This window comes from Thalassospira xianhensis MCCC 1A02616 (assembly GCF_003326475.1).
Classification (GTDB): domain Bacteria; phylum Pseudomonadota; class Alphaproteobacteria; order Rhodospirillales; family Thalassospiraceae; genus Thalassospira; species Thalassospira xianhensis.
This window is the reverse complement of the sequence record NZ_JPWA01000004.1, coordinates 1-23,934: the sequence shown is the minus strand read 5'-3', so window position 1 is coordinate 23,934 and position 23,934 is coordinate 1. Positions and strand designations below refer to the sequence as shown.

Annotated in this window: 21 protein-coding genes; 14 read left to right on the top strand and 7 right to left on the bottom strand. The window is 53.4% G+C overall.

The features are described from left to right. The first annotated feature begins 149 nt into the window (after positions 1-149). A complete protein-coding gene (locus TH5_RS04915) occupies positions 150-632 on the top strand; it encodes a flavin reductase family protein (RefSeq protein ID WP_085643263.1) in 483 nt (160 codons plus the stop codon). 38 nt (positions 633-670) lie between these two features. On the opposite strand, the gene TH5_RS04910 is transcribed toward TH5_RS04915, so the two are convergent. Further along, a complete protein-coding gene (locus TH5_RS04910; protein WP_197467430.1) occupies positions 671-1,891 on the bottom strand; it encodes a threonine ammonia-lyase in 1,221 nt (406 codons plus the stop codon). Between the two features lie 341 nt (positions 1,892-2,232). Beyond that, positions 2,233-3,720 (bottom strand): aldehyde dehydrogenase family protein, encoded by a 1,488-nt coding sequence (locus TH5_RS04905; protein WP_114120940.1) that lies wholly within the window; start codon positions 3,718-3,720, stop codon positions 2,233-2,235. A gap of 232 nt (positions 3,721-3,952) precedes the next feature. Here TH5_RS04905 and TH5_RS04900 point away from each other — a divergent pair, with 232 nt between their 5' ends. Together TH5_RS04900 and TH5_RS04895 are read left to right on the top strand one after the other, a co-directional pair. Beyond that, a complete protein-coding gene (locus tag TH5_RS04900; protein WP_085643257.1) occupies positions 3,953-5,119 on the top strand; it encodes a type III PLP-dependent enzyme in 1,167 nt (388 codons plus the stop codon). A gap of 125 nt (positions 5,120-5,244) precedes the next feature. After that, positions 5,245-6,759, top strand: coding sequence for a malonate--CoA ligase (locus TH5_RS04895; protein ID WP_167443469.1), 1,515 nt, complete (start codon positions 5,245-5,247; stop codon positions 6,757-6,759). A gap of 104 nt (positions 6,760-6,863) precedes the next feature. Here the strand turns inward: TH5_RS04895 and TH5_RS04890 are convergent, their stop codons facing one another. After that, complete coding sequence (locus TH5_RS04890) at positions 6,864-7,022, bottom strand: DUF1127 domain-containing protein (protein ID WP_114120938.1); 159 nt, start codon at positions 7,020-7,022, stop codon at positions 6,864-6,866. Positions 7,023-7,507: 485 nt separating this feature from the next. On the opposite strand from TH5_RS04890, the gene TH5_RS04885 reads away from it, so the two are divergent. Continuing rightward, a complete protein-coding gene (locus tag TH5_RS04885; RefSeq protein ID WP_114120937.1) occupies positions 7,508-8,482 on the top strand; it encodes an HAD-IIA family hydrolase in 975 nt (324 codons plus the stop codon). A 1,020-nt stretch (positions 8,483-9,502) separates the two neighbouring features. On the opposite strand, the gene hemB is transcribed toward TH5_RS04885, so the two are convergent. The 4 genes from hemB to TH5_RS04860 form a co-directional block, all read right to left on the bottom strand. Continuing rightward, positions 9,503-10,504, bottom strand: coding sequence for a porphobilinogen synthase (gene hemB / locus TH5_RS04875; RefSeq protein WP_062958487.1), 1,002 nt, complete (start codon positions 10,502-10,504; stop codon positions 9,503-9,505). A gap of 79 nt (positions 10,505-10,583) precedes the next feature. Further along, complete coding sequence (locus TH5_RS04870; RefSeq protein WP_114120935.1) at positions 10,584-11,762, bottom strand: MFS transporter; 1,179 nt, start codon at positions 11,760-11,762, stop codon at positions 10,584-10,586. A gap of 17 nt (positions 11,763-11,779) precedes the next feature. Further along, positions 11,780-12,541: a DeoR/GlpR family DNA-binding transcription regulator gene (locus TH5_RS04865; protein ID WP_114120934.1), complete on the bottom strand. Its 762-nt coding sequence runs from the start codon at positions 12,539-12,541 to the stop codon at positions 11,780-11,782. Positions 12,542-12,661: 120 nt separating this feature from the next. Beyond that, the gene (locus TH5_RS04860; protein WP_114120933.1) at positions 12,662-13,951 is read right to left on the bottom strand and encodes an O-acetylhomoserine aminocarboxypropyltransferase/cysteine synthase family protein; all 1,290 of its coding nucleotides are present in this window, start codon (positions 13,949-13,951) and stop codon (positions 12,662-12,664) included. A 223-nt stretch (positions 13,952-14,174) separates the two neighbouring features. Between TH5_RS04860 and TH5_RS04855 the strand changes: the two genes are divergently transcribed. The 10 genes from TH5_RS04855 (at position 14,175) to TH5_RS04810 (ending at position 23,766) form a co-directional block, all read left to right on the top strand. Then, positions 14,175-15,314: an isobutyryl-CoA dehydrogenase gene (locus TH5_RS04855; RefSeq protein ID WP_114120932.1), complete on the top strand. Its 1,140-nt coding sequence runs from the start codon at positions 14,175-14,177 to the stop codon at positions 15,312-15,314. Between the two features lie 3 nt (positions 15,315-15,317). Continuing rightward, positions 15,318-16,418 carry an enoyl-CoA hydratase/isomerase family protein gene (locus tag TH5_RS04850; RefSeq protein ID WP_114120931.1) on the top strand — a complete coding sequence of 367 codons (1,101 nt, stop codon included), beginning with the start codon at positions 15,318-15,320 and terminating at the stop codon, positions 16,416-16,418. A gap of 66 nt (positions 16,419-16,484) precedes the next feature. Continuing rightward, complete coding sequence (gene mmsB / locus TH5_RS04845) at positions 16,485-17,375, top strand: 3-hydroxyisobutyrate dehydrogenase (RefSeq protein ID WP_114120930.1); 891 nt, start codon at positions 16,485-16,487, stop codon at positions 17,373-17,375. A gap of 140 nt (positions 17,376-17,515) precedes the next feature. Further along, positions 17,516-17,707 carry a DUF6898 family protein gene (locus TH5_RS04840; protein ID WP_114120929.1) on the top strand — a complete coding sequence of 64 codons (192 nt, stop codon included), beginning with the start codon at positions 17,516-17,518 and terminating at the stop codon, positions 17,705-17,707. Between the two features lie 353 nt (positions 17,708-18,060). Next, the gene (locus tag TH5_RS04835; protein ID WP_062948757.1) at positions 18,061-18,984 is read left to right on the top strand and encodes an ABC transporter permease subunit; all 924 of its coding nucleotides are present in this window, start codon (positions 18,061-18,063) and stop codon (positions 18,982-18,984) included. Then, on the top strand, positions 18,984-20,504 hold the full coding sequence (livM, locus tag TH5_RS04830; protein WP_114120928.1) for a high-affinity branched-chain amino acid ABC transporter permease LivM: 1,521 nt from the start codon (positions 18,984-18,986) through the stop codon (positions 20,502-20,504). The genes TH5_RS04835 and livM overlap by 1 nt, the downstream gene beginning before the upstream one ends. After that, on the top strand, positions 20,501-21,352 hold the full coding sequence (locus TH5_RS04825; RefSeq protein WP_114120927.1) for an ABC transporter ATP-binding protein: 852 nt from the start codon (positions 20,501-20,503) through the stop codon (positions 21,350-21,352). Before livM ends, TH5_RS04825 begins: the two co-directional genes overlap by 4 nt. Before the next feature lie 23 nt (positions 21,353-21,375). After that, entirely contained in the window at positions 21,376-22,086 is a 711-nt protein-coding gene (locus TH5_RS04820; RefSeq protein WP_114121057.1) for an ABC transporter ATP-binding protein, read from the top strand. Positions 22,087-22,096: 10 nt separating this feature from the next. Next, on the top strand, positions 22,097-22,450 hold the full coding sequence (locus TH5_RS04815; RefSeq protein ID WP_114120926.1) for a DUF6867 family protein: 354 nt from the start codon (positions 22,097-22,099) through the stop codon (positions 22,448-22,450). Between the two features lie 209 nt (positions 22,451-22,659). After that, the gene (locus TH5_RS04810; protein WP_114120925.1) at positions 22,660-23,766 is read left to right on the top strand and encodes a branched-chain amino acid ABC transporter substrate-binding protein; all 1,107 of its coding nucleotides are present in this window, start codon (positions 22,660-22,662) and stop codon (positions 23,764-23,766) included. The last annotated feature ends 168 nt before the right edge of the window (positions 23,767-23,934 follow it).

The following is a 23,934-nucleotide window of genomic DNA, read 5'->3' as shown; positions in this document are numbered from 1 at the left end:
TATGATCCATATTAACTTTTAATCTTATTAAGATAGCGTTTAAAACGCTGTCGCGTGGGGTTTGACAGCACAAGTTTTTCCCGCCATTTTCCCTGATCCTGTACGCAGGGCATGTCTAATAGGTTTTATCAGCAAGAGCATTCTTCAATATGTCATTTTCATCGCGCGATTTTCGGGACTGTCTGGGACAATTTGCAACCGGTGTTGCGGTTGTTACGGCACGGGCGAATAATGGCGCAAAAGCAGGCATTACGATCAATTCGTTTGCGTCGGTGTCGCTCGATCCGGCTCTGGTCCTTTTTTCAGTAGACCAGCGCGCGGCCACACATTCATTGTTTGCAGGTGAGTGTGACCGTTTTTGCATCAATATCCTTAATCGGGATCAACGCGACCTGTCTGACCTGTTTTCATCACCGGTTCAGGACCGTTGGGAAGACCTCGTTTTTGAAGATGATTGTCATGGTGTGCCAAAGCTGATCGGTAATCTTGCGACATTTTCCTGCAAGCGACATGCAATTCACGATGGCGGGGACCACAGCATCATTGTCGGGCATGTGCAGGATATTTCGATGGGGAATACCGGCGATCCGCTTCTTTATTATGGTGGCCGCTACCACTCCCTCGGGGAATGATCAAAGGGCCAACGACGCTGTCGCTGGCCCCGATGTTTTCAATCAAGTGATGTGTTGCCCAGAAGGCGACTGCCAAATCCGGCACCCGTCAGTTTTTCAATCACCTGTTCCGCGTGGGTGGTGTCTCTGACTTCGAGTACCATGTCGACGTCTGTCTGCTTTGCCGGCACATCATAGAAGTGACGCTGATGGTACACTTCGATGATGTTGGCTTCGGCGTCACCGATCAGCGCGCTGATGGTTGCAAGTGCGCCCGGCACATCGGGGATTTCGATACGCACACGGACAAGGCGGCCTTCGCGCGCCATACCGCGCATCAGAACCTGCGCCAGAAGGCGTGTGTCGATGTTGCCACCACTGACAATCATGCAAACCTTCTTGCCCTTGAAGCGGTCATGATGGTCAAGCAGGGCCGCAAGAGGGGCCGCACCGGCACCCTCGACAACCGTTTTCTCGATCTCGATCAGCATCTGAATGGCGCGCTCGATCGAGCTTTCCTCGACCAGCAGAACATCATCAAGCTTTTCCTTGCAAATCTCCAAGGTCAGGCCGCCGGGCTGCTTGACGGCAATGCCTTCGGCAATCGTCACGCCACCACCGGAAAGCGGCAAGCCTTTGATGCCTTCATACATGGAAGGATAAAGCTTGGTCTCGACACCGATCACCTCGATATCCGGGCGTCGGGCCTTGATGGCCGTGACAATACCGGCCGCAAGGCCGCCGCCGCCGATTGGCACGATAATGGTGTCGATGTCCGCACCATCATTGAGGATTTCAAGTCCAACAGTCCCCTGACCGGCAATGATATGCGGATCATCAAACGGGTGAACGAAGGTCAGGCCGCGTTCTTCCTGAATTTTCGATGCGGCTTCAAGACTTTCGGCAAAAACACTGCCTTTAAGGACAACTTCCGCCCCGTGTGAGCGGGTGTGATGCACCTTGGTAAAGGGTGTATTTTTCGGCATGACAATGGTCGCCGGGATGCCAAGGCGTTTGGCGTTATAGGCGACCCCCTGCGCATGGTTGCCCGCCGATACGGCGATGACACCCTTCGCGCGTTCTTCAGGCGTCAGGCTGGCAAGTTTGACATAGGCGCCGCGTTCCTTGAAGGAAGCGGTGTATTGCAGATTTTCAAGTTTCAGATGAACTTCTGCCTCGCAAATTCTTGAGAGTGTTTGTGATTTCACCAATGGCGTTTTGCTGACGATGCCTTCAAGCAAGCCGGATGCGCGTACGATGTCGTGATAGGAAACGGTCATTTCCATACTCCTGCGGCCAGCCGCACTTTACGTGATGTGCTGGCATTTTATCATGTGTGGGCAAAATTCGGATGTTTAACCAAGCCTGTCATCCGCGGATGACAGGGATCACATTCGCAGGGCGGAAATCCCGATAATCATGGCCATCGCACCGGCACGAAGCGTCGGACGGGGATGCGATGCGAGGATGTCAAGGCAAGCAGACATAGCCATGTTCTTTCGGGTTATGGATCGTTAATCGTGACGCAGCTTTGCGGATTAGGCGCGCAAGGTCAAGTTTGCAAACAAAAAAGCCGGGTTGCAACATTTGCAACCCGGCCGGTTTGGGAACGCAGGCAGGGTTATTCCATATTCATGATGATGGTTTTCTTGTGCGTGAAATGTTCAAGCATGCTCTCAAGCGATGCCTCCTTGCCAAGACCCGAAAGCTTGACGCCGCCATATGACAGGTTTGGCTGCACGACAAGGTTCTGGTTGACCTGAACAAAGCCCGCTTCAAGCCGTTTGGTGGCCGTCAGCGCGGTTTTAAGGTCCTTGGTCCAGACAGTTGCGGCAAGGCCAAAGTCGCTGTCATTGGCAAGCTCGATCGCCTCGTCAAAGGTTTTGAACCTGAACACACACGCAACAGGGCCAAAAATTTCTTCGCGGGCAATCCGCGCATCGGGTTTGACATTGGTAAAGACGACCGGACGGACAAACATGCCATCGGCAAGTGCCGGATCGGTCGGAAGGGCGCTGAGTTCATTTTTGGTCGCACCTTCTTCCTCGCCGATCTCGATATAACCGCACACCTTGTCGCGCTGTTTGCGATTGATGATGGTGCCGATATCGGTTTCCTCGTCCAGCGGATCACCCATTTTAAGGGTGTTTACCTTGGCCAGAAGGCGGCTCACGAACTCGTCATGCAGGCTTTCATGCACCAGAATGCGCGACGACGCCGTGCAGCTCTGGCCCTGACGGGTAAAGCGCATGCCGCCAATTGCCCCTGCGATGGCCTTGTCCAGATCGGCGTCACCCATCACGATCATCGGGGATTTGCCACCCAGTTCCAGTGTAACCGGGATCAGCTTTTCGGCGGCTGCGCGGTAGACCGTGCGACCGGTTTCGACCGATCCGGTGAAGGAAACCTTTTTGACATCCTTGTGCGCGACCAGCGGGCCGCCGCATCCGGGACCAAAGCCGGAAAGGATATTCAAAACACCCTTTGGCAGAATCTGCTGCATGATCTGGCAGACACGAAGGACGGTAAAGGGTGTGTCTTCTGCCGATTTAACGACAACGGTATTGCCCGCAACCAAGGCCGGGGCAACCTTGATCGCCATCAGAAGCAGCGGCACGTTCCAGGGAATGATCGCACCGACAACGCCAACCGGTTCACGTGTTGTCAGGGTCATCATGTTCGGGTTGAACGGAATGGTTTCGCCCTTCAGTTCCGAGGCAAGGCCGCCAAAGAAGGTGAACATGTCAGCAAGAACCGATGCCTCTACACGGCTTTCGGTACGCAGGGCCTTGCCTGATTCAAGGGCAACCATACGGCCGAGTTCTTCAACATGCTGGGTCAGGATACGTCCGCATTCCGCAACCAGTTTGCCGCGTTCGCGGGCAGGGCGGTTCGCCCAATCCTTCTGGGCCTTCTTTGCCACCGAAACCGCGAAATCGACGTCATCGGCATCACCTTCGGCAGCCTGCGCAATGACCTTGCCGGTTGCCGGGTTCAGGACGTCGAAATTTCTGCCATTTTTGGCAGGTACAAGTTCCCCGTCGATCAGGTGACGACGATCGAGTTCCTTGACCAGTTTATGGGGATCAAGCACGGGTTCGATAGACATTTCAGGCTCCCTGTCATATAGCTGCGCGCCCGTTTTCTGACTGTGCAGCGAAATAAGTGGTTATTCGGTATTGTTTTACCAATTTATCGATCCGATACCGGAAAGGCAAGGTCCTTTCACCATCTTAGGCATGACAGTCGGGGGCAGGGTTGATAGGGTTATTTAAAAGCGGGTCGCATGCCGGTTTCGAAATGCACCACAGCTACAATTCTGTAAGGACAAGGGGATACCCATGCCGCGCCATTTTGACACGACGTTTGATGTTGTCCGTGAACTCAAGCCATCTTATCCGGTTTATTGCCTGCGCCCCGACATCCTGCGTGAATCGGCCAAACGGTTTGTCGATATGTTTCCCGGCAATGTCCTTTATGCGGTCAAGTGCAATCCGCATCCGGAAATCATGCGATACCTGCACGAAGGCGGTGTTCGCCATTTCGATACCGCATCGCCCGAGGAAATTGCCCTTGTCCGTCGCCAGTTTCCGGGAATGAACGTCTATTTCATGCATCCTGTCAAAAGCCGGGATGCCATTCGCAGTGCGCACCGTGTTTTCGGCGTGAAGCATTACGTGATCGATACCGAGGATGAACTTGAAAAAGTCCGCGCCGAAACCGACGGCGAGACCGATCTGGTCATTCATGTTCGCCTGGCAACCCCGCCGGCAGGGGCAGCCTATAACCTTTCGGCAAAATTCGGTGCGCGTCCGATGACGGCATCGGAACTTTTGAAAAAAGTTGATGGATACGGCTATGCCGCCGGGCTTTGCTTCCATGTCGGGTCGCAATGCACGACGCCGAACGGGTATCGCATTGCTGTTGAACTGATCCGGCAGGTTGTCGACTTTTCCGGGGTCAAAGTCCGCTATATCGATGTTGGCGGCGGGTTCCCCGGCCAATATATGAACCAGCGCGCACCGGGGCTTGAGGTCTTCATGGAGGAAATCAAGGACTGCATTCGCTGGCTTGGCCTGCCCGATACCACCTTTATGTGCGAGCCGGGCCGGGCACTGGTGTCGAGTGGTGTGTCACTGATCACGCAGGTGCATCTGCGCAAGGAAGACCAGCTATTCATCAATGACGGTGTGTATGGCAGCCTTTCCGAGGCAGTTACCGGGCAGTTGCGTTTCCCGGTGCGACCGATGCGGATAGGTGGTGATTTTAACGAAACCGACACCCTCGATTTCACGATCTATGGTCCGACTTGCGACAATATGGATGTGCTTCCGGCAACGGTGACCTTGCCCGCCGACATCCGCGAAGGGGACTGGATCGAATTTGGGCATATCGGTGCTTACAGCAACGCACTCGCCACCCATTTCAACGGTTTTTACCCGGAATTGCTGGTAACGGTTGGCGAAACATTCCCGTTTATTGATGGTGAATTTCCGCAGGTTGGCTAACCAAAACCGACCATAGCGGTAAAACAGTACTTGTTTGCGGATATTCTTGTGTGCACTATGCTGCCTGTTATGACACCGGGCAGCATGAATGCCCGGCACAAGATCTGAAACAGGGAAGATACGCCGTGACCAACAGCCTTTTCATGCGCATACGAAGCCGATTTCCATCTGACCTGTCCAAGGTCCTGATCGAAACGGCAGAGGGCACAACATACAGCTACGGTGATGCCGATGCGGCGTCCGCACGTATTGCCGGGCTTTTGACCGCGCTTGGTGCCAAAAAGGGTGATCGCGTCGCGGTTCAGGTCGATAAGTCCCCCGAATCCCTGTTCCTTTATCTCGGCTGTATCCGCGCAGGTCTGGTCTATCTGCCGCTGAATACCGCGTATCAGGCAGGTGAACTTGCCTATTTCATGGGGAACGCGGCACCTATTGTTTTTGTCTGCCAGCCACACCGCGAAGATGAAGTAATGGCAATTGCCGATGCACAGGGTGTTGAAAAGGTTTTGACACTTGGCACGACGGGCGAGGGGACGTTGATCCATCAGGCGGCGGATTTCCCCGCTGAATTTGCCCCGGTTGCCTGTGCAGATGATGAACTTGCGGCCATTCTTTACACCTCTGGAACGACGGGCAAGCCAAAGGGCGCCATGATGACCCAGACCAATTTATGGTCAAATGCCGCGACCCTGGAGAAGCTTTGGGGCTTTGGCCCGGACGATGTTCTTTTACATGCGCTTCCGATTTTCCATACGCACGGGCTTTTCATTGCGTGTCATTGCGTGATGCTGTCGGGATCGAAAATGTTCTTCCTGCCGAAGTTCGACCGCGATCAGGTCATGGCACTGCTTCCGCGCAGTACTGTCATGATGGGGGTACCGACATTTTATGTCCGGCTGTTGTCTGGTGATGATTTTAATGCCGATGTGACATCGGGCATGCGGTTGTTCATTTCGGGATCGGCACCCTTGCTGCCCGAAACATTTGTGGCCTTCAGGGAACGGACCGGCAAGGCGTTGCTGGAACGTTACGGCATGACTGAAATGGGGATGGCAACGTCCAACCCACTCAATGGCGAGCGGATCGTGCATACGGTCGGACCAGCCCTGCCGGATGTGGAAGTCCGGGTCTGTGACGAAAAGGGTAATGTCCTTGGAACCGACGAGATCGGCGTTCTGGAGGCACGAGGCCCGAACGTTTTCGCCGGATACTGGCAAATGCCGGAAAAGACGGCCGAGGAATTCCGCGAAGACGGTTTCTTCATTACCGGTGACATCGCGAAAATCGATGCCAAGGGATATGTCCATATCGTTGGTCGCGCCAAGGATCTTGTGATCTCCGGCGGATTCAACGTTTACCCGAAAGAAATCGAAACGGTCATCGACAAGATGGATGGTGTTGTCGAAAGTGCCGTGATCGGTGTTGCGCATCCGGATTTTGGCGAGGCCGTCGTGGCCGTTATTGTCCGGAGCAGCGATAAATTGTCCGAAGATGACGTGGTCAATGCGATCAAGGGGCAGCTTGCCAATTTCAAAGTGCCCAAGCGCGTTTTCTTCGTGTCCGAACTTCCGCGTAATGCGATGGGAAAAGTACAGAAGAATATCCTGCGCGAGGATTATAGCGCGGTATTTGCCAACTAGAACAGGGCGAGGGGACAGCTTGCCCTGTCAGCACATTATCCCGAAAACAAGAAAAGCCCCGGCAATCAATGCCGGGGCTTTTCTTTGGACGGCTACGGTCTGGCTTAGTGACCGAAAGCAACGCGATGTGCAACATCGTCAATCATGTCACGGTTCAGGCCGATATCTGCCAGCTCACGTGCATCAAGTTTACGGAGCGCAGTCTGGGTCTGGTACTGAACACGAAGGGCGCGCAGGAAAGCAAAAATCTTGGTTACGATCATTTCATCACCTATTTCAAACCGGCCAATTTCAAATTGGCGCTGTCATTCAGATAACCGGCATGTGCTCACCGAAGATATTCCATCAAGGAATAGTTAACTGGTTTGACGTGTCGGTCTGCTTATTATGTACCGAATGATCATCTGCATTTCTTTGCATCAGCCAGTCGATACATCGTTTTTATTTCGTGAGAGCAAACTACGCCCGGTTGATTGTGAAATCCAATGCGTTTTTTGCATGGCTGGCGATTGGAAAGCGCAGAAAGTCATGTTTTTGCAACGAAAACGCTTAAATAACGTCATAATACAGATTTGCTTCGTTGTTTATTGCTATGTTTTCAGCGCATAGCTAATTAAATTACCAATCGCTTTCCAATTGAAAGCGGAACCGCTACAACAGCAGTCGCGATTTTCATATGAACATATCCGGATTGATGCCTTCAGGCGAATTCACGGATGGCTTTCTATCGGACAGGAGACACGGACAGATGAGTATCAACCGCCCGAAGCTCAGCTTTGAGCAGGCAATTGCAGCTTATCTGCAATATGCCCCGCGTTTGCCGCAGGTTGATCCGGCATCTGTTCCTGCGAAAACACAGTATGTCGGGAATCTTCTGGAGATCGCGGACCAATTTGATCTGATCGTGTTTGATGCTTTCGGTGTGCTCAACAGCGGGGCGCAAGCCATTCCCGGTGCGGTCGAAACCGTTGCTGCCCTCCAGAAATCGGGAAAGAAACTTGCCGTTGTCACCAATGATGCATCCAGTTCAGCCGAGGCAATCCTCGCACGGCATCGCGGGCGCGGGTTTGATTTCAACACGACAAACCTGATCAGCAGCCAGCAATTCGTGGCCCCGATGATGGAAACCTACAAGGATCTGTCTCATTGGGGGGCCATGGCGCCGGCTCACTGGCCATTTGATATTCTGCCGGGCAGGGTGGAACCGCTTGGCGCGGATCGTGCGCTTTATGATGCGGTTGACGGTTTTGTTCTTATTGATTCTGAAAACTGGTCCGATATCCAGCAGAATCATCTGGAAGAAAGCCTTGTAGCCAATCCACGTCCCATTCTGGTCGGCAATCCCGATATCTGTGCGCCGATGGGGGCATTCCTGTCCGTTGAGTCCGGATATTTCGCCCATAAGGCGGCGGATCGTTGCAACGTGATACCTGATTGCGTTGGCAAACCCTATGGCCATGTGTTTGATGAAGTCCTGCGTCGTCACCCGGATATCAGCCGGGACCGGGTCCTGATGGTAGGTGATACAATCCATACCGATGTGCTGGGTGGGCTGGCGGCAGGCATCAAGACGCTTCTGGTGCATCAGGGTGGGTTCCTTGACGGCCAGGATGATATCGAAAGCCTGTTTGAAAAGTCGGGTTTGCGTCCGCATTTTTGTGCGCGTGCGATTGGTCATGGCATTGACGTTTCAGGTGCCAAAAGCGAAGCCTGCTGTGCCTGATAACGGATAAAACGACCCGGTAAAAAAAGGCCCGCTGACAGGGCACTCCCGACCTGATCGTCATTCCCGCAACGGTCGGAATCCAGCCTCTTTCAACAGGGCATGGATTCCGGGTCTGTCCTGTGCTTCGCTGGGAATGACGATTTTGATCAGCCGACAAACCAATCCAGCCAAGCCAATCCCCCAAGTCGCCATCGATGACCGACCTTTCGGCACGTCCGAATGCACCATCGGCCCCGCCACCAATCCAATCCAGCCCGCGAACCCCGCTGTCCTCTGCATCGCCAAACGCCACCGACCGGGTAGGCCGGACGGACGGGGCTGAGCTAGACTGAACTAGATTGCACCAGACCGACCACGCCCCAGTCCCTGCTGCCCCGAACAAACGCCTCGGGCTTTCGATGGACACCGCAAGCGCACCTCCCCCCAAGGATGAAGGCGTTGTCGCAGGGCAGGCACAAATCCCGCCATTGATGACCAGCCTTTCGGCATCTCCGAATGATCCATCGGCCCCATCGCCAAGCCAACCAATTCAGTCAGCCGATCCAATGCAGACGCAATTCGGGCCTGCTGATCCTCGGCATTGCCAGACTTCACCGACCGGACTGGCTCCGGACTGGACTGAGCTGGACCGAACCAACTTCACCTCGTCCCGGCTTTCGCTGCCCCGTTCAAACACCCTTGCCCCAAGGGCACATCTCTCCCGTCATGATAAACCACAGTTTTTCGTAAATCTCGCATGCCCTCACGGCCCGGACGCACCACCGCCGTAATGACTTTTCCATGCGCCAGTGATGCCCCTTTGGCGATACCGCCGTCGTCCTTTCAGACGATCAGATTGCTGCTTCATCATCATCCCATTCCTGTCTTTGCCGCCCGAAACGCAAAAACCCGCAAAAGCGAATCACGCTTTGCGGGTTTTGTCTCCAGACCCATTTGTCCTGTTGACTTTATCTTTATGTCACAACAAAAAGAACAAATCAAGAACTTTTTCCAGAAAGGCGGAAAAAAGTTCCCTTGTTAAATGGCCTCGGCAACGTCAATTGCACTGTATGTCAGAATTCCTGACGCGCCGGCACGTTTGAAACAGGACAGCGTTTCAATGGCGCAGCCAAGGTAATCAAGCCAGCCATTCTGGGCTGCAGCACGCAACATGGCGTATTCACCTGACACCTGATAGGCGAAAACAGGGACGCCAAATTCCTCGCGCACCCGATACAGAACGTCAAGATACGGAAGACCCGGTTTCACGATGACGGAGTCCGCGCCTTCCTCAAGGTCATAGGCGACTTCGCGCATCGCTTCGCTGCTATTGGCGGGGTCAAGCTGGTATGTCTTCTTGTCCGCCTTGCCCAAGGCAGAAGCCGATCCAATCGCGTCACGGAACGGACCATAGAAGGACGATGCGTACTTTGCCGCATAGGCCATGATCTGGACCTTTTTAAGCCCTTCGGATTCCAGAACATCACGAATGGCACCGATACGGCCATCCATCATGTCGGACGGGGCAACAACATCGCATCCTGCCTGCGCCTGAACCAGTGCCTGGCGCACAAGTGCCTCGGTCGTTTCATCATTAAGGATTTCACCGTTAATCACGATCCCGTCCTGACCATCCGCATTGAATGGATCAAGGGCAACGTCGGTAATGACACCAAGATTGGGGCAGGCGTCTTTGATCGCCTTTGTCGCACGGCAAACCACGTTGTCGGGATTATATGCTTCGCGCGCATCCTTGGTTTTAAGGCTGGCATCAATATACGGGAAAAGCGCAAGGGCAGGGATGCCAAGCTTTTCAGCGTGTTTTGCCGTTTCAACAAGCACATCGACGCTTTGGCGTTCGACACCGGGCATTGACGGGATCGGTGTCCGTTCGTTTTTACCATCGATCACAAATACCGGCAGGATCAGATCATGCGCCGTCAATCGGGTTTCCGCCACCATGCGTCGTGACCAGTCGCTCATGCGGGTACGGCGAAGGCGGGTGCGCGGGAAAGTGCCATAGGTGACTGTTTTGGCCATGATCTGTTCTCTTGTCAGTGGGGCGGCATTCTGAATTCAGAAATGAGGTGACAATTTATGGGACAGAATTGACGGCGGATCAACTATTGCTGGCGCGATAAAGGCGTTTACGCATGGTCAGCATATAAACCGGTATGATCAAGGCCAGAAAACTTGCTGTCAGGACAAAAGCCGTAACCAGTCCAAGCTGTTGACCAATCGCCCCAATAACCGGTGGCCCGGCCATCAAGGCGGTGTAACCGGTTGCCGCAATGGTTGAAACGACCGCACCGCCGCTTCTGCCACTTGCCTCCGCCGCAGCAGAAATCAGAAGCGGCAGGATGACTGCCAGTCCAACCCCGGCGATGGCACACCCGACCCAGGCAACGACGTAGTGCGGGGCAAGTGCCAGCACAAACAGGCCAAAGGATGCGCATGCCGAACTGGACAGCAGGATTTGCGGTCGGCCAAATTTCGTAACCAGCCAGTCCCCCGACAAGCGGGTAATGGCCATGGTCGCCGAATAGCAGGCAAAGCCCACGGCCGCCATCGTCGGGCCGGAATTGAGTTCCGTATTCATCAGAACCGTTGCCCAGTCGGTAATAACGCCTTCGCCAAACTGGCCGATGAAGGCACAGGCGCCAAATGGCAGTAGTGTCAGAAACATCGCGCGCTGTTTGGCAGATGATCCGTCATGCGTTTGGGCGGGATGGGGAACGGCAGCATCTGGCAGCAATTGACGTTGAAGGACCAGATGCAAAATCAGAAAAATGGTCAGCATGACGGGAAGGTGCCATTCAACCGGCAAGGGCAGGGCAAACCATGCCGCTGTCGTGCCCGCACCGGCAAAGCCCCCGAGGCTCCAGAAACCGTGCAGGCCGGACATGACGCTGCGTTTCTTGGCCCGTTCAACATTCAGGCCATTGGCATTCATCGATATATCAAGGAACGCGCCAAAAAAGCCAAGTGCGAACATGGCAATAGCAATCGACATGAAGCTTGGCATGAAGACGGGAATGCCAACGGCAATGAAATAAGCAATCCCGGAATAGCGTGCGACGCGTTCGCTGCCAAATTTGTCCGATAGGCGACCGGCAACCGGCATGACGGCAAGAACGCCAACCGCGGCAGCCAGCAAGATGGCACCAAGGTCATCATGGCCAAAACCAAGGCGTTCCTGCACCAGCGGAATATGCGGGACCCAGCTTGAAAAGGCGGCACCATGCAGAAAGAAAATGGCTCGGATCCGGTTGTGGGCAATCTGGTTGGAGATAGGCATTTGGGGCTCGGCCTCCGTCAGGCAAGGATCACATTGATCCCGCGTTCGGTATAGTTGTTCAGATATCCGCTTGATAGCTTCCTGCCCGTTACCAGATGCGAAATCGCATCAAGGTCACAGACCCTGAATGGCAAGCTGGTTTCGAGTTTGTCGGCAGTTGTGACAGCAATGGCTTCGGCAGATTGTGCCAGCATCGCTGCCTTGGTGGCGCGCTCTTCGGCCGTGCTGGTGGTCAAACCCAGTTCGGGATGAAGGGCGCAGGTGCCCAGCAGCACAAGATCGGCATTGTAGTTGCGTATTTCATCAATGGCCGTCGGTCCGCAGATCGCCAGATCACGTTTCAGAACCATCCCGCCAATCATGATGATGTTCGCATTCGGATGATTGGCCAGTTCAACGGCAATCAGGGGATTGACCGTGATCACGGTGCCGGAAAATGTCGGTTTCAGGTTCCGGGCGACTTCATAGATGGTTGTACCACTATCAAAAAAGACCACACCATGATCCGGAACAAGGTCATGTGCGACCTTGCGCGCGATTTCGGAGCGTTCCGGCTTTAAATCCTGTGCCCGGTCATGAAACCCTTCGCGGGCAGTACTTGGTAACGTAGCGCCCCCGTGAATACGCCTGAGACTTCCGGCATCTTCCATCTGGCGCAGGTCACGCCGAATGGTATCAAGGGACGCATGAAAAAGTGCAGACAGGTCATGAATATGAACTGTGCCCTGGCTGTGAAGGAGTTTTTCGATTTCACGCTGGCGCGAATTGACACTCGACATCGATTTGCCTGTTTTGCATGTTTTGCCGATAATGCGCGTTTACCTTTGATTGGGAAGATGGTCAATAAAAAACCGGCCCCGTACAAACAGGGCCGGTTTTATATTCAACGATATGATGGCTCAGGCTTTATCCAGTGCCTGTTTCAGATCGGCAAGAATGTCATCGATATGTTCGATACCAATCGACAGACGGACATAACCGTCCGTCACACCAGATGAAATACGATCCTGTTCGGAAAGCTGGCTGTGCGTTGTCGTGGCCGGATGAATGGCAAGCGATCTGGTGTCGCCGATATTGGCGACATGATAAAACAGGCCAAGGCTGTTGATGAATTTCTCGCCGGCTGCTTTGCCGCCTGCAAGCTCAAACCCCATAAGCGATCCGTACCCGCCCTTAAGGTAAGTATCGGCACGGCGGCGGCTTTCGCCGTCCTGTTTGCCAGGATAGATCACCTTGGTGACTTTTGGATGGGACGAAAGGAAGTCGGCAACTTTGGTGCTGTTTTCGCAGTGACGTTCCATGCGCAGCGGCAGTGTTTCCATGCCCTGAATGGTCTGGAACGAGTTGAACGGCGAGGCGGCCGCACCAACATCACGCAGCAACGTGCAACGCAGCTTGATCGCATAGGCAACCGGGCCGATCGGCTTGACGGCCTGCGTCCAGACCGCACCGTGATAGCTGGGGTCCGGTTCGTTCAGCAACGGGAAGCGTTTTGCATGTTTTTCCCAGTCAAATCTGCCGGAATCGATAACAATCCCGCCAACCGAGGTGCCATGCCCGGCAATAAATTTGGTGGTCGAATAGATGACAATAGTCGCGCCATGATCGATGGGGCGGCACAGCACCGGCGCGGCGGTATTGTCCATGATCACTGGAACGCCGAGCTCATCCCCGATGTTCGCGACCTCGCGGATGGGGAAAACATGAAGCTTGGGATTCGGCAGGGTTTCGGCGTAATAGGCGCGCGTCTTGTCATCCGTCAGGCGTCGGAAGTTTTCCGGGTCGGATGGATCGGCAAAGCGTACTTCGATTCCCATCTGCTTGAACGTATTGGCAAACAGGTTCCATGTGCCGCCATACAAATCCGTCGAACTGACGATATTGTCGCCAGCTTGGGCGATATTAAGTACGGCGAAAGTTGATGCCGCCTGACCGGAGCCAACGGCAACCGCCGCGGCACCGCCCTCAAGGGCTGTAATGCGCTGTTCCAGCACATCATTGGTCGGGTTCATCAGGCGTGTATATATGTTGCCGAGCTCCTTGAGAGCAAAGAGATCGGCTGCGTGTTGCGTATCACGGAACTGGTAACTGGTCGTTTGATATAGCGGTACCGCGACCGAGCCAGTAGCCGGGTCAGCACGATAACCTGCATGTAAAACGATGGTTTCCGGTTTGGATGATCCTGTCATGTCGTTTCCCCTGATTATAGGTTGTATTGATTTTGCGGAAGTAACGCATATTCGCGCCATGGCGACAAGAAGGTGGATGAAAAATCCGCAAATGACGGAATGAGAAAGCCCGACCAGAATACATTCACATAATTCGGTACTGTTATACCGAATGAATTGACAAAGGTCCGAATTCACGTTTACGTAAAGGGAAAATACCAAAACATTCAGAGGCGGCGATCCAATGGAATTCAACCTGTCTGAAGACCAGCAGGCATTTGCCCAGGCAGCCCGCGATTTCGCGCAAAACGAAATGGCACCCTATGCGGGCGAGTGGGATGCAAAACACATTTTCCCCGAAGAGACCCTGCGTAAGGCGGCCGAACTTGGCTTTGCCGCGATATACACGCGCGAAGATGTCGGGGGATCGGGCCTTGGTCGTCTGGATGCCGCAGTGATTTTCGAAGAACTGGCGGGCGCATGTCCGTCAACGGCGGCCTATATTTCGATACACAACATGGCATGCTGGATGATTGACCGTTTCGGGAATGAAGATCAGCGTCAAAAATATCTTCCCAAACTTGTTACCATGGAACATTTCGCCAGTTATTGCCTGACCGAGCCGGGCGCTGGGTCGGATGCAGGGGCACTTCGTACCCGTGCCGTTCGGGAAGGTGATCACTATATCCTGAATGGCGAGAAGGCATTTATCTCCGGCGGGTCGCGCAGCGACGTTTATATCGTCATGGCGCGAACCGGTGATGACAGCCCCAAGGGCATTTCGACCTTTATCATCCCGAAGGATGCCGAAGGCCTGTCGTTTGGCAAGCTGGAAGAAAAAATGGGCTGGAACAGTCAGCCGACATCCGCCGTGATTTTCAGCAATTGCAAAGTCCCTGTCGAAAACCGGTTGGGTGACGAAGGCGAGGGCTTCAGGTTTGCCATGATGGGGCTCGATGGCGGACGGCTTAATATCTCTGCCTGTTCTATCGGCGGCGCACGTGCCGCGATGGATCATGCGCGCGATCACATGAAGGTCCGCAAGCAGTTTGGCAAAACCCTTGATCAATTTCAGGCATTGCAGTTCAAATATGCCGACATGGTGACCGAGCTTGAAGCAGCACGGCTGATGCTGCACAAAGCAGCCTGGAAACTGGACAACAAGGCACCGGATGCCACACAGTTTTGCGCAATGGCGAAACGTTTCGGCACGGATATCGGGTTCAGGGTTTGCAATGAAGCTCTGCAGCTTCATGGTGGATATGGCTATATTCGCGAATACCCGGTCGAAAGACTTTTACGCGATCTTCGGGTTCACCAGATTCTGGAAGGCACCAACGAAATCATGCGCCTGATCATCTCACGTGCCGCGTTAAAGGATTGATTTATGAGCAGCGAGAACGCGACAAGTCCATCGCATGGCAATGAGGCATCCGTTGTTTTCTCGAAAGACGGGGCCATCGGTCATATCCTGTTAAACCGACCCAAGGCATTGAATGCGCTTGATCTGACGATGATTGATGCGATCACAGCCAAACTTCGTGAATGGGAAAACGATGCGACGGTTGTTGCAATCGTGATCGAAGGGGCAGGTGAAAAGGCCTTTTGTGCTGGTGGCGATATTCGCGGACTTTATGACGCGCGAAAACGGGATGACGATGCGCTGCTTGATGCCTTCTATCGGCGGGAATACTGCCTGAACAATTATATTGCCACGTATCCCAAGCCCTACATTGCGTTGATGAACGGCATTACAATGGGCGGGGGCGTCGGTGTGTCTGTACATGGGCATTTTCGGGTGGTGACGGAACGCACATTGTTTGCAATGCCAGAAACCGGGATCGGATTTTTCCCCGATGTCGGGGGTGGATATTTTCTGTCCCGCTGCCCGGGGCAGATCGGCCTCTATCTTGGTTTGACAGGTGCCCGGATCAAGGCGGCAGATTGCGTTTATGCCGACTTGGCAACCCATAATGTGAATAGCGAAAATATTGCCGCGCTGAAGTCGGATCTGTCGGCCATAGAAGGCGGGAATGATCCTTTTTCTGCGGTGAAGAAGGTTCTGGATGATCATCATGTAAAAGGCGAAGAGGCTACTCTGAAGCCCTTGCGTACCGAAATCGACAGACTGTTTGGTGCCGATACAATGGCGGATATTTTTGCCGCACTTGATGCGTCTTCGACTGATTTTGCCAAAGAAACAGTCAAAATACTGCGAAGCAAGTCGCCAATTGCTGTCTGCGTAACGTTCGAACAGATACGTCAGGGACGCGATATGACGCTTGCGCAGGATCTGGCGATGGAATTCCGTTTGTCACAACGCACCGTTCGCATGCCCGATCTTTTTGAAGGGGTTCGTGCAGTGATTGTTGACAAGGATCACAGTCCGAAATGGCAGCACGCCGATATTGGTCAAGTCGATCCGCGCGATGTGGCGGCATATTTTGACCTTTTACCTGAAGATAAAGAGTTGAAGTTGCAGTTCTGACTGGCTCTGTAACTTACAGAAATCAAAATAGAATCTCGATCATCGAGAAATCAGAGGAGACTCCAAATGGCGAAAATCGGTTTCATCGGTCTGGGAAATATGGGCGGGCCGATGGCGGCCAACCTGATCAAGGCCGGTCATGCGCTGAAGGTTTTTGATTTGTCCGAAGCTGCGGTCGGCAAGGCGGTTGCAGAGGGTGCCACCAAGGCATCGACGGTTTCCGATGCGGCAACGGATGTCGAGTTCGTTGTCACGGTTCTTCCCGCTGGAAAGCACGTCCTGTCAGTTTATGACGGACCAGATGGCGTGATTGCCAATGCCAAGGCGGGTACCCTTTTGATTGATAGCTCGACCATCGAAGTTGATGCGGCCCGTAAAGCTGCCGAGCTGGCAAAGGCTGAAGGTCTTGGTGCTGTTGACGCGCCGATCTCTGGCGGGGTTGCCGGCGCTACTGCCGGAACACTGACTTTCATGGTCGGTGGTGATGATGGCGATTTTGATCGTGCGAAGCCGGTTCTTGAAGGAATGGGCAGCAATATCATTCATGCAGGCACCAGCGGGGCCGGGCAGGCGGCGAAGATTTGCAACAACATGGTGCTTGGCGTCAGCATGATTGCCGTATCCGAGGCCTTTATGCTTGCAAAGCGTCTGGGGCTGGATGCGCAGAAGCTGTTTGATATTTCTTCAAAAGCATCCGGCCAGTGCTGGTCATTGACCAGTTACTGCCCCGTACCGGGGCCGGTTCCAACGTCGCCTGCAAATCGCGATTATCAACCGGGATTTGCTGTGGACATGATGCTGAAAGACTTGAAACTGGCGCAACAGGCGGCGGCATCTGCCGGGGCGACAACCCCAATGGGGGCGTTGGCCGAAAGCCTGTATGCACTTTATTCCAATAGCGGAAATGGCGGGATGGATTTCTCGGCAATTGTCAAAATGCTGGACGGCGACAAGTAACGTTACGGCATTATGAAGTATATTATGCAGGCCCGGTATTTGCCGGGCCTGTTTTTTTATGAATACCGTGGCCTGCATTAGTGGTAGATTTGTGCAGGTTGACGGTGAAAATGCCTATACAGAAATTCCCGGATTGATGAATGACAACAAGAAACAGTGTACCGCGCGAAATCTATTTCGAATTGAGACAGGTTGGAAACTATCTGCGTTGTACGGCAATTGACGGAAAAACGGGAATCGAGGTGACAGTTGCCGGTCCGGTTTCAAGGAATCCGGAGCAACTCAAGCGCGTCGCGGTACAAAAACTTGAATACGTCCTCAACAAGGGATAAAGTATACAATATAAAGAGCGATGCGTTCGGTGGCGTTGGTGTTTTATTCTAAGAATGAAATACGATTTGGTGTTTTTGACCAATTTGTCAAAGCCGCTTGCAGCCTTCGACCTCATGTGTCTAAGGTTTGTGCTCTAATCGCGCTTTTGGATAATGAACCACAAAAAGAATGGTCGTGCCCAAAAGCTAGAACCGGGGAAAACCCGATAACAAAAAGACGGAGGCTTCGGAGGTTTGCTAGGGGGCAATGGGGAGACTTGGTCTCATCCAATCAATACAGCTGTATCTTGTTTTGCACCTTCAGCCAGTCGGTCGAAGACCTCGTTTGTCTGTGCCAAATCTAAGGTTGTGCAATGGATTGGGCTTATTTCTTACAACAATTGATCAACGGTCTGACGCTGGGAGCCATCTACGGTTTGATCGCCATCGGCTACACGATGGTCTACGGCATCATCGGTATGATCAACTTCGCGCACGGCGAAATCTACATGCTGGGCGCGTTCCATTCCCTGATCACGTTCCTGATCTGTCAGGCTGCAGGGATTAGCGGCATACTTCCGCTTACACTTCTTTTGATGCTGTTTGTGTCAATGGTGCTCACCTCTATCTACGGGTGGGGCGTTGAACGGATTGCATACAGGCCGCTGCGCGGATCATTCCGTCTTGCAGCGCTGATTTCGGCTATCGGCATGTCGATCTTCCTGCAGAACTTTGTTCAGATTTCGCAAGGGGCTCGTGTGAAGCCGATGCAGCCACTAATCGAGGGTGGCATCACCCTGATGGAAAGCCCGAATTTCAACGTTCAGCTCAGCTATATGCAGATCGTCATTATTGTTCTGACCTTCGTGCTGATGGTTGTGTTCTCGACTCTGATTGCGAAAACCTCGCTCGGTCGCGCCCAGCGCGCCTGTGAGCAGGATCGAACCATGGCAGGCCTTCTTGGTGTCAACGTTGACCGTACGATCTCCACGACCTTTGTCATGGGGGCAGCCCTTGCTGCGGTTGCTGGCATGATGGTGACCCTGTATTACGGCGTGATCGACTTCTATATCGGCTTCCTTGCCGGTGTTAAGGCCTTCACTGCGGCCGTTCTGGGCGGGATCGGTTCACTTCCGGGCGCAATGCTTGGTGGTCTGCTGATTGGTTTGATCGAAGCATTCTGGTCGGGCTATCTCACAATTGAATACAAGGACGTTGCAACGTTCGGTATTCTGGTTCTTGTGCTGATTTTCCGTCCGTGGGGTCTGCTTGGTAAGCCGGAGGTCGAGAAAGTCTGATGTCCGCTCTTATCACTTCTTCACGGATTTCCGGTGCAGAGATTGTTAAGGAACTTGCGTTCTTTGCCGTCATCGCACTGTTGATGTCAGTCATGATCCTGGGCGTCGAGACAGTTGACCGTCCAACCGGGCTTGAACTGGCCGTTCGCTGGGATCTTGTGATCACCGCGATTATATCGACCATCATCGGCCGATTGGCACTGATCATTCGCCGCGAACATATTTCGCGTATTGGACAGGCGGTTCTGATTACCGTGGCGGCTGTCGCAGTATTCGAAATGTTTGTCCGCTTCCGCGAAATGGATGATCGCTGGGCTTCTCCTGTTTTCATTGATATGGCGTTTGGCAGTGTAACCAGTATCGTTCTGGCCATTGCGTTTATTGCCATCGTCTTTGCAATTGCCTATTTCAGCATGAAAAAGGTAGCTGCCGAAGAGGAGGAAAGCGGTTCGAATCTGTCCGCCAAAATCCAGTTGGCCTACCGGACCAACACCAAAAAGATCGGGGCGTTGGGGATTGTATTCTTCATCATCTTCCCGTTCCTGTTTGGCGAGAACCGTTCTGCGATCGATCTTGCAACCCTTGTCATGATCTACATCATGCTGGGGTGGGGCTTGAACATCGTGGTTGGTCTAGCTGGTCTGCTTGACCTTGGCTACGTTGCCTTCTATGCAGTTGGTGCCTATTCCTATGCACTTCTGTCGCAGCATTTTGATCTCAGCTTTTGGCTTTGCCTGCCATTGGCCGGTATTTTCGCCGCGAGCTTCGGGATCATCCTGGGCTTCCCTGTTCTGCGACTGCGCGGGGACTATCTTGCGATTGTTACCCTTGGGTTTGGCGAGATCATCCGTGTTGTCCTGATCAACTGGTACGATCTGACCGGTGGGCCGGACGGCATTTCATCGATCGAACGGCCGAGTTTCTTTGGATTGGCCGAGTTCGACCGACGCCTGCCGGAAGGGGTGATGGGCTTCAACGAATTGTTCGGTCTGGACTATTCGACGATGCATCGCCTGATCTTCCTGTATTATCTGATCCTTGTGCTGGCACTGGTGACTGCGTTTGTCACTGTACGTCTGCGCAAACTGCCGATCGGACGCGCATGGGAAGCGTTGCGTGAAGACGAAATCGCCTGCCGTTCGCTGGGCATCAATCCGACCAACACCAAACTGTCAGCATTTGCCATTGGCGCAATGTTTGGCGGTTTTGCCGGCGCGTTCTTTGCCACCCGTCAGGGTTTCATCAGTCCGGAAAGCTTTACCTTCCTAGAATCTGCCGTGATCCTTGCCATCGTTGTTCTGGGTGGTATGGGCAGTCAAATCGGGGTGGTTCTTGCCGCGATTGTGATGATTGGTTTTCCGGAAATGTTCCGTGAACTGGCTGAATATCGCATGCTGATTTTCGGGGCTGGTATGGTTGCCATCATGTTGTGGCGTCCACGCGGTCTTCTGTCTTTCCGTGACCCGACCATTCTGCTGAATATGAGCAAGAAAGAAAAAGTTGCCGGAGAAGTCAAATGACCGACAACGTACAGCTTGAAGTCGAACACCTTACCATGCGCTTTGGCGGCCTGGTCGCCATCGATGATCTTTCGTTCACCGCAAGAAAGCGCGAGATCACGGCAATTATCGGCCCGAACGGGGCAGGGAAAACCACGGTTTTCAACTGCCTTACCGGGTTCTATGTTCCAACCGAGGGACGTCTGACACTTTATGCCAATGACGGACCGCGTTTGCTGGAGCGTATGGAAGGTTTCCGTATTCCGCGTAACAACGGCGTTGCACGTACTTTCCAGAATATCCGCCTGTTTACAGGCATGACCGTTCTGGAAAACCTGATTGTCGCGCAACATAACCAGCTTATGGAGGCATCCGCCTTTTCGCTGGCGGGGCTTTTCAATCTCGGTCGTTATACCAGCGCCGAGAAAGAAGCGCTTGAAACCGCCAAGTTCTGGCTGAACAAGGTTGGCCTGTACGAGCAGGCGGACTGGAATGCCGGTAACCTGCCTTATGGTTCCCAGCGTCGCCTCGAGATTGCGCGTGCAATGTGCGTCAATCCTTCTTTGCTGTGTCTCGACGAGCCAGCAGCGGGTCTGAACCCTCGTGAGTCTGCGGAGCTCAACATTCTCTTGCAGAGCATCCGTGACGATCAGGGGATCGGCCTTCTGTTGATCGAACATGACATGAGCGTCGTCATGAAGATTTCCGACCATGTGATCGTGCTTGATTACGGAAAGAAGATTGCAGATGGCAATCCGGAAGCCGTCAAGAATGATCCGGCTGTTATTCGTGCTTACCTTGGTGAGGATGAAGACGATGAACTGCCGCCGGAAGTCGCTGCCGACCTTCATCTTGATCCGAATGCGTAGCGAGGGAGCAGATCGATATGTCCATGCTGAAGATTGAAGGTGTTCACACCTTCTATGGCAATATCGAAGCCCTCAAGGGCATTGATATGGAAGTCAACGAGGGCGAGATTGTCACCTTGATCGGGGCCAACGGCGCCGGTAAGACGACCTTGCTGATGACATGCTGCGGATCACCGCAGGCGTCAAAAGGGCGTATTCTGTTTGAAGATCAGGATATCAGTCGCATGCCTACGCATGAGATTTGCCGTCTTGGCATTCAGCAGTCACCCGAAGGGCGTCGGATTTTCCCGCGCATGTCGGTTTATGAAAACCTGCAGATGGGGGCAAGCACCCAGGATCCAAAATATTTCGAAGAGGATCTGGAAATGGTGTTTGATCTGTTCCCGCGTCTCAAGGAACGTATCAACCAGCGTGCTGGCACGATGTCGGGCGGCGAACAGCAGATGCTTGCGATTGGACGTGCTCTTATGGGGCGTCCGCGGTTGCTGTTGCTCGATGAGCCGTCGCTGGGGATTGCGCCACTTGTCGTCAAGCAGATTTTCGAGACGATCAAGAAGATCAACCGCGAGAAGAAGGTGACTGTCTTCCTGGTTGAGCAAAATGCGTTTCACGCGCTTAAACTTGCCCATCGCGGATATGTGATGGTCAACGGTAATATCACTCTCTCGGGTACTGGTGCGGAACTTCTGGCAAATCCGGAAGTTCGTGCAGCTTATCTCGAGGGTGGTCACTAGGAGGACGGATATGGAAGCGATTACAGGTACCAGCGTTGGTGTCACGATCGGAATGACCGTCGTCCTGATGGGGTTCTGCGCGTTCATGACAGGGCAGGCGATTGCCAACACGTGGCGACCGTTTTACCAGCTTTACCCCTATGCGTTATTGTTGGGAGCAACTGACCGCTTCATGACCTTCGCTCTGTTCGAAGGCGAGCTGCTTTCGTTTTCGGGATACATCTTCGATACGGTTATCCTGTTTGTGATCATGGCGGCAGCCTTCCGTATTACCCGGGTCAACAAGATGCTGTCGCAGTATCCGTGGCTTTATGAGCGTATGGGGCCGTTCGGTTTCCGTGCACGCGAAGGGGCGGACGTCTGAACTTTTTGATGGTGACGGTTTGCCGTCACCATCGCATCGCTAAATTATTGGCAATGCAGTGTTTAGTACTATTGCACACCAATTCTGGGGTGTTAAAGTACAGGGAGCCGAAACCGGTAATCGACAAAAAAACGAGCCGGTTTGGGGTCCGAAAAAGATGGTTCTGTCATGGTGACGGGACCAACCTTTGGAACAGGGAGACTTCTCTTATGTCGAAAACCAAGCTCGGCCTTCTGGCAACTGCTTCCGCGCTTGTCCTCTCGATGGGTGCAGCAAAAGCAGACATCGTTATCGCGACCGTTGGTCCGATGACCGGCCCGTACGCCGCCTTTGGCGAACAGATGACCCAGGGTGCCCAGAAAGCGGTTGCAGACCTCAATGCTGCCGGTGGCGTTAACGGCGAAAAAGTCGTTCTCGAAATCGGCGATGACGCTTGCGATCCGAAACAGGCTGTTGCTGTTGCAAACCAGCTCGTCAGCAAGGGTGTTGCCCTTGTCGCTGGTCACTTCTGCTCGGGTTCATCGATCCCGGCTTCTGAAGTTTACTTCGAAGAAGGCATCGTGCAGATTTCTCCGGCTTCGACCAACCCGCAACTGACCGAGCGTGACATGGATAACGTTTTCCGTGTTTGCGGCCGCGACGATCAGCAGGGCGAAGTTGCAGGCAAATATCTTGCTGAAAACTATGGCGACAAGAAAATCGCCATCGTTCATGACAAACAGGCTTACTCGAAAGGTCTCGCTGACGAGACCAAGAAAAACCTGAACGCTGCCGGCGTTGAAGAAGTCATGTACGAAGCCATTACCCCGGGCGAGAAAGATTACTCGGCTCTGGTGACCAAGCTGAAATCCGAAGGCGTTGATGTCCTTTATTACGGCGGTTATCACACCGAACTTGGTCTGATCGTTCGTCAGATGCGCAGCCAGGGTCTGGAAACTGTTGCGATTTCGGGTGATGCTCTTAACTCGCTCGAATATTGGTCGATCACTGGCGATGCCGGTGCGGGCACGCTTTTCACCGCCGGTCCGGCGCTTGAAAAAGACCCGCGCAACGCTGAACTCGTAAAATACTTCGAAGGTCAGGGTTACAAGCCGGAAGGTTACACCCTTTACACCTATGGTGCGGTTCAGGCTTGGGCACAGGCAGTTGAAAAAGCCGGTACCACCGACTCTGAAGCTGTTATTGAAGCACTGCATAGTGGTGACTCGTTCGACACCGTTCTTGGTTCGATTTCCTTCGATGCCAAAGGTGATGTTGCTGCACCGGGTTACGTCTTCTATGAATGGAAAGACGGCGGTTACGACTACGCCAACTAATCAGATATTCTGATCGGCAGAAAGCCCGGCATCATGCCGGGCTTTTTTGTTGTCTGCCGGATAAAAGAAAAGCGTCTTCGGATAATCCCGAAGGCGCTTTTTCTTTAAGATCCAAAGGGCAGGCGTTTACTTTGCCTTGCGACCCAGACCGATTTTCTTGGCAAACTG